Raw genomic sequence first — 7,919 nt, 5'->3', positions numbered from 1 at the left:
AAGGTAAAGGAAGAATAAAAAGAGGATGTATCAATTTTGACACACCCTCTTTTAAAATTATTATAATCTACATTGGGATAATACTTAAACGATGGCCAAGTTATCTGAATTGTCTTTCTGTTTCAAAACAGGGGTGTTTCTATAAATTTGTTTGCCGTTTAGTTATTGTCCCAAAGTTGAATTAACGAGAATTTATTCTGATAATGGAACAGCGAAGTAAGCTTTCTTACCAGTAGGATAGATACCCTGAATATAAAGTACAGGTTCGCTGCTGGTAGAAGCTGATTTAACTATCTTCTGCAATGCATCAATTGAATTTACCATTTGGTCGTTTACCTTCTGAATGATGAAGCCACGATTAATACCTGCTTCACGCAATGCACCACCATTGATTTTTAATACCTCAAGACCATATTTAATATTCAACTGCTTCTGTGTCGCTTCAGTTATTGGGCGGAATTGTCCACCAAGAACATCAATGTCAGCTTGTGCTATAGGTTTTGTTGTACCTTGCGCATTCTTTAGAATAACGGTCTTCGTTATTTCTTTCTTGTCGCGCATAAACGTGATAGTAGCCTTATCACCAGGACGTTTTACATTTAATAGTTGTTGAAGTTCTGACATCTTAGTTACTTTCTTGCCGTCGAACTTTGTAATAACGTCGTTACTGCGCAAACCAATTTCTGCTCCATTTCCATCTTCGCTAACCTTATCAACAAATACACCTTCATTTGTGCCAAGGTCTACACTCTTTCCTTCTTCCTTCTGTGCATTGATATAGTTAAGAACATCGCCACCTTGAATTCCCAATACCACACGCTGAACGCTTCCATATTTCTTAATATCCTCTACAACTTTGTTCATAATAACAGTTGGAATAGCAAAGCCATAACCGCTGTAAGAACCTGTTTGTGAGTAAAGCATAGCATTGATACCTACCAATTCTCCCTGAACATTAACAAGCGCACCGCCAGAGTTACCTTGATTAATGGCAGCATCGGTCTGAATAAAGCTTTCTACACCTTGAGTCGCACCTAATCCACGAGCTTTTGCACTAACAATTCCTGCAGTTACAGTGTTATTCAAATTATAAGGATTACCTACTGCAATAACCCATTCACCTACTTTCAGATTATCTGAATTACCAATTGGAAGAGTAGGGAGGTTGTTTGCACTTACTTTAATTAAAGCAAGGTCAGTGCTTTTGTCAGTTCCTACTACTCGAGCCGAAAATTCTCTATTATCGTTAAGTGTTATGGTAAGTTCATCGGCACCTTCTACAACGTGATTATTTGTAACAATATAACCGTCTGAAGAGATGATAACGCCACTACCAGTAACGCTTCGTTTTGGCGTTTGAATTTGCTGTTGTCGTGAACCTCCGCCAGGATTTCCAAAACCAAAGAAGTCGAAAAATCCACCAAATGGGTCGTCAGGAACTTCTACAGTTTTTGTTTTTGAATTCTGTGCATTTTTAATGTGTACTACTGCTGGCAATGCTTTTTCAGCAGCATAAGTAAGGTCTACTGGTTGTCCTGGTACACTAACAGGTGCTTTTGCAGCATATACCTTAATGAAAGCTCCTGCTGAGAATGATAATGCAAGCACGCAAGCCGCACCAAAGAAAAATTTTTCAATCTTTTTCATAATCTCTTTATCTTATTAAATTAATATTTTTGTTTTACTCTTATTTTTTTATATTTAAGTACTTGTAATTTATAGTTCCAAGTGACAACTTGTCAGATGGTGATGGATATGTTAAAAGCCTTTATAATCCTGGAGCCGTTATTTATATACAATTACTCCGTTTGAAGAATAGAGTGCAAATATAGACCCAAAAAATGTAAATGTGCTAATTTGTCAGTTTTGTTTATTCCAATTTAACAATTAAAAAGGCCAACTTAACGAATCTTGATTAGACTAATAGTGAATTTTACATTCGTTCAACATGGTAGTTTTTTATAAAAAAAGAGAATTAAAACCAATGAAAACGTTTGTAATCATAAGAATAATGCAATAGTCTTATATGATATTGAAGAGTTAAAACCAATACCTTTATAGCTTATTTTTTGACTTTAAAGTGCTCAGCCAACAAAATTCAGTAGCATAAAGGTAGTGGTTTAACACACCTAAAAGTTTTAAATATCCAAATCTGGTGCCTTTTCTGCACCTTCTACAGCAGTAAACTTTGTCATTTTCTTGAAACCGAAGATTCCTGCTAATAATGAGTTAGGGAAATGACGAACGGTTTGGTTATATTCCTGTACGCTTTCGTTGTATTTTTTGCGTGCTTCGTTAATGCGATTTTCTGTTCCTTCTTCTTGAATTTGCAAAGACTTAAAGTTATCGCTCGCTTTAAGTTCTGGATAAGCTTCAGCAACAGCGATTAAACGAGAGAAAGCTTGTGCAACTTCATTTTGTGCAACTTCATACTCTTTCATCTTTTCAGGTGTCAAGTTATCAACATCAAGGTGAATCTGTGTTGCAGCATTGCGTGCTTTTGTTACTGCATCAAATGTTTCTTTTTCATGCTTAGCATATGCCTTTACAATCTTTACTAACTGTGGCATCATGTCTGCTCTGCGTTGATATTGTGTCTCTACATTACTTAAAGCAGTAGTTGCTGCTTCTTGTGAATCAACCATTCCGTTGTAGCCGGAAAAAGCCCATAAAGCTATGATACCTACAACAGCTATTACAATTAAAAGTTTTTTGTTCTTCATCTTTTCTAGTTTTAAATATTATTTTTCTTATTAAATTGATTACCATCCACCACCGGATCCACCGCCACCAAAGCTACCTCCACCGAAACTTCCTCCGCTGAATCCGCCACCACCTCTAAAAAAGTGGTCGTTTATGTGGCCAGGATTACCCCAAAAGCCAGTAGAGCCACCACTACCACCATTATTTCCACGATTTTTTATCGCCCAAATTACCCAAAATGCGACAATAAAAAAAATAATGAAAGCTGCAATACTATCGTCTTCCTTCTCTTTTGGACTTTGAATACCTAGTTTTCCAGTCGTGAATTTGCTATAAATGGCCTTTGCCGTGGATAGCATAGCCATATCGGGATTGCCCAATCGCATATTTTTTACAATACATGCTCGTGCAATATCGTCGCATTCTACATCGGTTAAGTCTCCTTCTAAACCATCTCCTGGTGCGATAAAATATTTTTTATCTTCTACAGCAACTACGATAACCAATCCTCTGTCAGTCTTTTTATTGCCAACACCATACTTATTTCCTATATCTTGTGCAACTCGAAATGGATCTCCATTTTCTACGTGGGGCACAATAACAAATACTGCTTGAATACCAGACTCCTTTTCCAATCTGCCAATATAAGCATCGGTTGAGTCTCGCATCGCTTTGCTCATAATATTTTCTGGGTCGCAGACATATCTTCTTGCGTCCTTGAGGTGAATCATTGGTATATTGTCGGCATTCCAATCTTTCGCTGTTGCCTGCAACGTAAAGATAGAAAAGAGAAATGCGCATATTGTAAATATAGCTTTGTTCATACTTGCAAAGATAACAAAAAAAGATAAAACCAAAATATTTTGCTAAAATAATATACACAGCACTTGTATTATTTGAAGTGATATGGTATGTGTGTATTCGAAAAATATAATACCTCTTTCATCTTAATATTTCATATATCTGAGATTAAGTGATATAGAAAAAAGAAGATGGCTGAAATCTATAATTATAAAAATAAAAAACATAATTATAAATTTAAAATTTGTAATTACATTTTTGATAAAATCTAATTACGTTTTTCCCCTTGGTAATTTTTCTCTATTTAAAGGTTTTATTTCCTCTTTGAAAAGTAGGGAGAAGTACTTTAATAATAAGCAAAAACATGAGTTCATATCAGTTCGATTTAATGGCTTATTATTATCCTTTATTCTTCTACAACCATTTACACAACTTTCTTGTATCATGCCCATGCAATATTTAAGGTAAAAGTTGTATCTTTGTACTTCGAAAAAGGAAATCCGACAGTTTGTTGGAGCGCAATGATTGCGATGAATATACAAGACATACAGAAATTATATGGGGTATTGCCTCAAGGCAATGCTTTGATAAAAACAATGGAGGAAAAGTCGGTACGAACAATTTTTCTTCAAGGATTATTGGCTTCTGCCACACCAATGTTTTTTGCTTCAATAGTAAAAAGATGGCAAAAAACAGTACTTTTTGTGCTGAACGATAACGACGAAGCGGGCTATTTCTATAATGATTTAAAGACAATAGCAATGCCCGACGACGCAAACGAACAAACTGCTGAAGTTTTATTCTTTCCTTCCTCTTATCGTAGAGCAGTAAAATATGGTCAACGCGATGCAGGAAACGAGATTTTACGTACTGAAGTTTTGTCGCATTTGTCTGTTATTAACGAAGAGAAAACTACATCTTCGTTACCTCTTTGTATTGTTACTGAACCTTCGGCATTGGCAGAATTGGTGGTTGCCAAACATAAATTAGACGAACATACTTTGTCTATAAGCGTCGGACAGACGATAGACCTAACAGAAACAGAGAAAACTTTACGCTCTTATGGCTTCCAACAAGTAGATTATGTGTATGAACCAGGTCAGTTTGCTGTGCGTGGTAGCATTCTTGATGTCTATTCTTTTTCGAGCGAATTACCATATCGTATCGATTTTTTCGGTAACGATGTAGACACAATTCGTACATTCGAGGTGGAAACACAGTTATCGAAGGATAAAAAAGAAAAGGTAGAAATTGTACCAGAATTGGCAACATTGAGCGAAGAGAAAATACCTTTTTTGCAGTTTCTTCCAAAAAATTCGGTTCTCGTAATGAAAGATTTGTTGTATATTCATGACACAATTGAGCGTATTTACAACGAAGGCTTCACTGCACAAGCACTTACCGAACAACTTGAAGGCAGAACAGAGGTGGAACAAAACGAGTTGAGAAAGCAATTACAGGCAAATCTTCAACTTGTAACAGCACAACAATTTGCTGATGATGCTCTAAATTTTAAGCGAATTGAATTTGGAACAAAGCATACAAATGCGAAGGCTATTATACATTTTAATATATCGCCTCAGCCACTTTTTCACAAAAACTTTGAATTGCTTACGCAGTCATTGAAAGATTATCTGTTGCAAGGGTATAAACTTTATATTCTTGCAGACAGCGAAAAACAAACAACTCGTTTACGCGATATATTCAATAGTAAAGAAATAAATAGCGAAGCCGAAACAACTTCAGTAGCAGATAGCATTCCTTTTATACCCGTTAACAGAACCATTCATGAAGGTTTTGTAGACAACGATTTGAAAGTTTGTTTTTTTACCGACCATCAAATATTCGATCGTTTCCATAAATACAGTTTAAAGTCAGATAAAGCCCGACAAGGAAAGATGGCTCTTACAATGAAAGAATTGCAAGAGATGGAACCAGGCGATTTTCTTGTTCATGTTGATTTTGGTATTGGCAAATTTGCAGGTTTAGTGCGTGTTCCTGCTGGCGAATCTTATCAGGAAATGATACGTTTGGTGTATCAGCACAACGATATTGTTGACGTTTCTATTCATTCGCTTTACAAAATTAGTAAGTATCGCCGTGCAGATAGTGGCGATGCTGCCCCACGTCTTTCAGTTCTCGGCTCTGGAGCTTGGGATAGACTTAAGGAAAAAGCAAAGAAACGCATTAAGGATATTGCCCGCGATTTAATAAAACTATACGCTAAACGTCGCCATGAAAAAGGCTATTCTTTCTCGCCCGACTCGTATATGCAGCATGAATTGGAGGCTTCTTTCCTTTATGAAGATACACCCGATCAGCTGAAAGCAACGCAAGACTTGAAGCAAGATATGGAAAGTTCTCGTCCAATGGATAGATTAGTTTGTGGAGATGTAGGTTTTGGCAAGACAGAAGTTGCAGTGCGCGCTGCTTTTAAAGCTGCAACCGATGGAAAACAAGTGGCAGTGCTCGTTCCAACTACGGTACTCGCATTCCAACATTATCAAACTTTCAAGAAGAGACTAAAGGATATGCCTGTTACAGTAGACTATCTTTCGCGAGCAAGAACAGCTAAACAAACCAAACAGGTATTGGCAAATTTAGCCGAAGGGAAGATAGATATTCTTGTGGGAACGCATAAGCTGATAAGCAAAAATGTGAAATGGAAAGATATTGGCTTACTTATTATTGACGAAGAGCAGAAGTTTGGTGTATCAACAAAGGAAAAACTACGCCAACTGAAAAGTAATATCGACACACTTACTATGTCGGCAACACCAATTCCACGTACTTTACAATTCTCTTTAATGGGAGCAAGAGATATGAGTATTATGCGAACTCCACCGCCCAATCGTTATCCTATTCAAACAGAAATTGCAACTTTCTCGGCAGAAGTAATTGCAGATGCAATAAACTTTGAAATGAGTCGCAACGGACAAGTATTTTTTGTGAACGACCGAATAGCAAACTTGCCCGAATTAGCAAGCCTTATCAAGAAAAATGTGCCCGATTGTCGTGTAGCAATAGGACATGGGCAGATGAAACCCGAAGAGTTGGAAGAGATTATTATTGGTTTTATGAACCACGATTACGATGTGTTGCTTTCAACAACCATTGTCGAAAACGGTATCGATATATCAAACGCCAACACCATCATAATAAACGATGCACATAAGTTCGGACTTTCAGACCTTCACCAAATGAGAGGACGCGTGGGACGTTCTAATAAAAAAGCTTTCTGTTATTTACTTGCACCACCATTGGCAGCTTTAAATCCAGATGCACGCCGTCGTTTGGAGGCTTTAGAAACATTTTCCGACCTTGGTAGTGGTTTCAGTTTAGCAATGCAAGACCTTGATATTCGTGGCGCAGGTAATCTTCTTGGAGCAGAACAAAGTGGTTTTATGGAAGATTTAGGCTACGAAACTTATCAGAAAATATTGAATCAGGCTGTAACTGAACTTAAGAACGAAGAGTTTCAAGACCTTTATGAGGAGGAAATGGCAGAAGGAAAACAGCTATCTGGTGATGATTTTGTAGACGATTGTGCCGTAGAAAGCGACCTCGAAATGTATTTCCCCGACACGTATGTACCTGGAAGTTCAGAAAGAATGTTGCTCTATCGCGAACTCGATAACATTGAAAACGATGTACAATTAGACGCCTATCGCAAACGATTGGAAGACCGTTTCGGACCAATTCCACGTCAAGGAATAGAATTAATGCAAGTAGTTTCGCTCCGCCGATTGGGTAAACACCTTGGTTGCGAAAAGCTTATTTTGAAACAAAGCACCTTGCAAATGCAATTTGTGTCCAATCTAAACAGTGCATACTATAAGAGTAACGCCTTCGGAAAATGTATCGATTATATTGCTGCAAACCCTCGCCGTTGCAACATTAAGGAGAAAAACGGCAAGCGCTCAATGATAGTTTCAAACATAAAGACGGTTGGCGATGCTGTTTTCGTACTAAGAGAAATAGACAAAGGATAAGAAGCAAAGAAAAACTTTGTGTGAAGCAATAAAAGACAACAATACATAACTTGTTATTAGTTAAGAAAGATATATGAGGTGATACACGTAATACACATAATACACATCCTTCTGGAATATACAGACTTGAGATTTGTAGATTAACCGATAAAGATTATTCTCGTATTATAAACTATAAACTAGCAACAATTGAACTTTACCCTAGCTTAAATGAATGACTATACTTATGCTATAAATTCTATAGAAACATCGATCCCGAGAAAGAAATAATATTTAAACAGGAAATACCTTTGGAGTATAAGAATTATTTAGACATTATTTCGGGAGAAACTACCTTAGCAGATTTAGGCTATTAAAAAACATTTAGGTAGGGATATTCAGTAAATATCTAACTAATTGTTTGTCAGTGTAATATATTATTTG

At 36.8% G+C, this 7,919-nt stretch carries 4 protein-coding genes; 1 reads left to right on the top strand and 3 read right to left on the bottom strand.

All coding sequences use genetic code 11. From position 1 onward, the window contains the following. Positions 1-192: 192 nt before the first annotated feature. The 3 genes from HXN26_RS10500 to HXN26_RS10490 form a co-directional block, all read right to left on the bottom strand. Complete coding sequence (locus HXN26_RS10500) at positions 193-1,647, bottom strand: trypsin-like peptidase domain-containing protein (RefSeq protein WP_273161174.1); 1,455 nt, start codon at positions 1,645-1,647, stop codon at positions 193-195. A gap of 491 nt (positions 1,648-2,138) precedes the next feature. Beyond that, positions 2,139-2,723 (bottom strand): LemA family protein, encoded by a 585-nt coding sequence (locus HXN26_RS10495; RefSeq protein ID WP_273161173.1) that lies wholly within the window; start codon positions 2,721-2,723, stop codon positions 2,139-2,141. A 39-nt stretch (positions 2,724-2,762) separates the two neighbouring features. Next, complete coding sequence (locus HXN26_RS10490; protein WP_273161172.1) at positions 2,763-3,527, bottom strand: TPM domain-containing protein; 765 nt, start codon at positions 3,525-3,527, stop codon at positions 2,763-2,765. 507 nt (positions 3,528-4,034) lie between these two features. Between HXN26_RS10490 and mfd the strand changes: the two genes are divergently transcribed. Next, the gene (gene mfd / locus HXN26_RS10485) at positions 4,035-7,496 is read left to right on the top strand and encodes a transcription-repair coupling factor (protein WP_273161175.1); all 3,462 of its coding nucleotides are present in this window, start codon (positions 4,035-4,037) and stop codon (positions 7,494-7,496) included. The last annotated feature ends 423 nt before the right edge of the window (positions 7,497-7,919 follow it).

This window comes from Prevotella aurantiaca (assembly GCF_015262605.1).
GTDB classification, from domain to species: Bacteria; Bacteroidota; Bacteroidia; order Bacteroidales; family Bacteroidaceae; genus Prevotella; species Prevotella aurantiaca.
This window is presented reverse-complemented; position numbering and strand designations above follow the sequence as displayed.